The sequence below is a fragment of the Kitasatospora sp. NPDC097643 genome, assembly GCF_040302625.1.
In the GTDB taxonomy this organism is placed as follows: Bacteria; Actinomycetota; Actinomycetes; order Streptomycetales; family Streptomycetaceae; genus Kitasatospora.
On record NZ_JBEOSA010000161.1, the window covers coordinates 1 to 2,185 of the forward strand.

Annotated in this window: 2 protein-coding genes; both read right to left on the minus strand. The window is 73.1% G+C overall.

The window, feature by feature from the left end:
- Positions 1 to 1,473: type I polyketide synthase (locus ABTY15_RS39570; protein ID WP_350607613.1), on the minus strand; the 1,473-nt coding region annotated here is incomplete at its 3' end.
- Positions 1,474 to 1,520: 47 nt separating this feature from the next.
- A partial coding sequence (locus tag ABTY15_RS39575) for a phosphopantetheine-binding protein (RefSeq protein WP_350607616.1) occupies positions 1,521 to 2,185 on the minus strand: 665 nt, incomplete at its 5' end.

Below are 2,185 nucleotides of genomic sequence, written 5' to 3' on the forward strand. Positions count from 1 at the left end.
CACCACCGGCACCGGCCCAGGCACCGCGGACACATCCACCGCCGGCACATCCACCGCATCGGGAAGCGCCTCCACCACCGGCGCCTGCTCCAGGATGATGTGGGCATTGGTGCCGCTGAAGCCGAACGAGGAGACCGCCGACCGGCGCGGTTCGCCGGTCTCGGGCCACTCCTGCGCCTCGCTGAGGAGTTCGACGGCCCCTGCGGCCCAGTCGACGTGCGAGGACGGCTCGCCCACGTGCAGGCTCTTCGGCAGCACCCCGTGCTGCATCGCCAGCACCATCTTGATCACACCGGCCGCGCCGGCCGCCGCCTGGGTGTGGCCCAGGTTCGACTTCACCGAGCCCAGCTTCAGCGGGCGTCCGCCCGGGCGGCCCTGGCCGTAGGTGGCGAGCAGGGCCTGTGCCTCGATCGGGTCGCCGAGGGTGGTGCCGGTGCCGTGGGCCTCGACCGCATCGACCTGGTCGCCGGTGAGCCCGGCGTTGCCGAGCGCCTGCCTGATCACCCGCTGCTGCGACGGGCCGTTCGGCGCCGTCAGGCCGTTCGAGGCGCCGTCCTGGTTGACCGCCGACCCGCGCACCACACCGAGCACCCGGTGGCCGTTGGCGAGCGCGTCCGAAAGCCGCTCGACCAGGATCATGCCGACGCCCTCGCCCCAGCCGGTGCCGTCCGCGTCGTCCGAGAACGCCTTGCAGCGCCCGTCGGCGGCCAGGCCCCGCTGGCGGCTGAACTCCACGAAGGTGCCCGGGGTCAGCATCACGGTCACACCGCCGGCCAGCGCCAGCGTCGACTCGCCGGTGCGCAACGACTGACAGGCCAGGTGCAGCGCCACCAGGGACGAGGAGCAAGCCGTGTCGATCGTGACGGCCGGCCCCTCCAGCCCCAGCGTGTACGAGACCCGGCCGGACGCGATGCTGCCCGAGGTCCCCGTCCCGATCTGGCCCTCGGCTCCTTCCACCGACTGCTGGAGCAGCATGCCGTAGTCGTTGTACATCACGCCGACGAACACACCGGTCCGGCTGCCGCGCAGGCTCACCGGATCGATGCCGGCCCGCTCGAACGCCTCCCAGGAGGTCTCCAGCAGCAGCCGCTGCTGCGGGTCCATCGACATCGCCTCACGCGGGCTGATGCCGAAGAACGCCGGGTCGAACTCCCCCGCCCGGTGCAGGAATCCGCCTTCCCGGGCATAGGAGGTGCCCGGGTGGTCGGGGTCGGGGTGGTACAGGTTCTCCACGTCCCAGCCACGGTCCTCCGGGAAGGGGGACACGGCGTCCCGCCCGTCGGCGACCAGCCGCCACAGGTCCTCCGGCGACTCGATCCCGCCGGGGAAGCGGCAGGCCATGCCGACGATGGCGATCGGCTCGTGCTCGCCGTCCTCCATCTCCTTCAGCCGTCGGCGTGTCTCGTGGAGGTCCGCCGTGACGCGCTTGAGGAAGTACCGGAGCTTGTCCTCGGCCGCCTGGTCTGCCGGCATGTCGGGTCACCTTTCAGGATGGTGCGGTGGGTCGGGCGGTGGCGGGGTCAGGAGATGCCGAATTCCTTGCCGATGAAGTCGAAGAGGTCGTCATCGGTGGCCTCCGCGAGCTCCTCGGTGACGGCGGGGTTCTCGGCCGGGGCGGCCTGCTGGTCGTTCCACCGGGTGAGCAGTGACTGGAGCCGGTGGGCGACCCTCAGGTGGCCCTCGTCGTCAGCCGGTGTCCCCACCAGCGCGGCCTCCAGCCGGTCCAGCTCGGCCAGCAGCGGCAGGACGGCCGCCGCCGGGTCGGGCACGGCCTCCGCCCGCAGCAGCGCCACCAGGGCCGCCGGAGTCGGGTAGTCGAAGACGAGGGTGGCGGGCAGCCGCAGGCCCGTGACGCCGTTGAGGCGGTTCCGCAGCTCGACGGCGGTCAGCGAGTCGAACCCGAGGTCCTTGAACGCGCGACCGGCATCCACGGACCCGGCGCCCGGGTAGCCCAGCACGGCCGCGACCTCGGAGCGGACGAGGTCCGTCAGCACGGCCTCGCGGTCCTCCTCGGGGACGCCCAGCAGTCGCTCCGCCAGCGACGGGCCGGCGGCGTGGACGGCCGTCCCTGCGGCCCGACGGGCGGTCGGCCGGACCAGCCCGCGCAGGACGGGCGGCAGCATGCCCGCCTCGGCCTGGGTGCGGAGTCCGGCGAGGTCGAGGCGGATCGGTACCAGGACGGCGT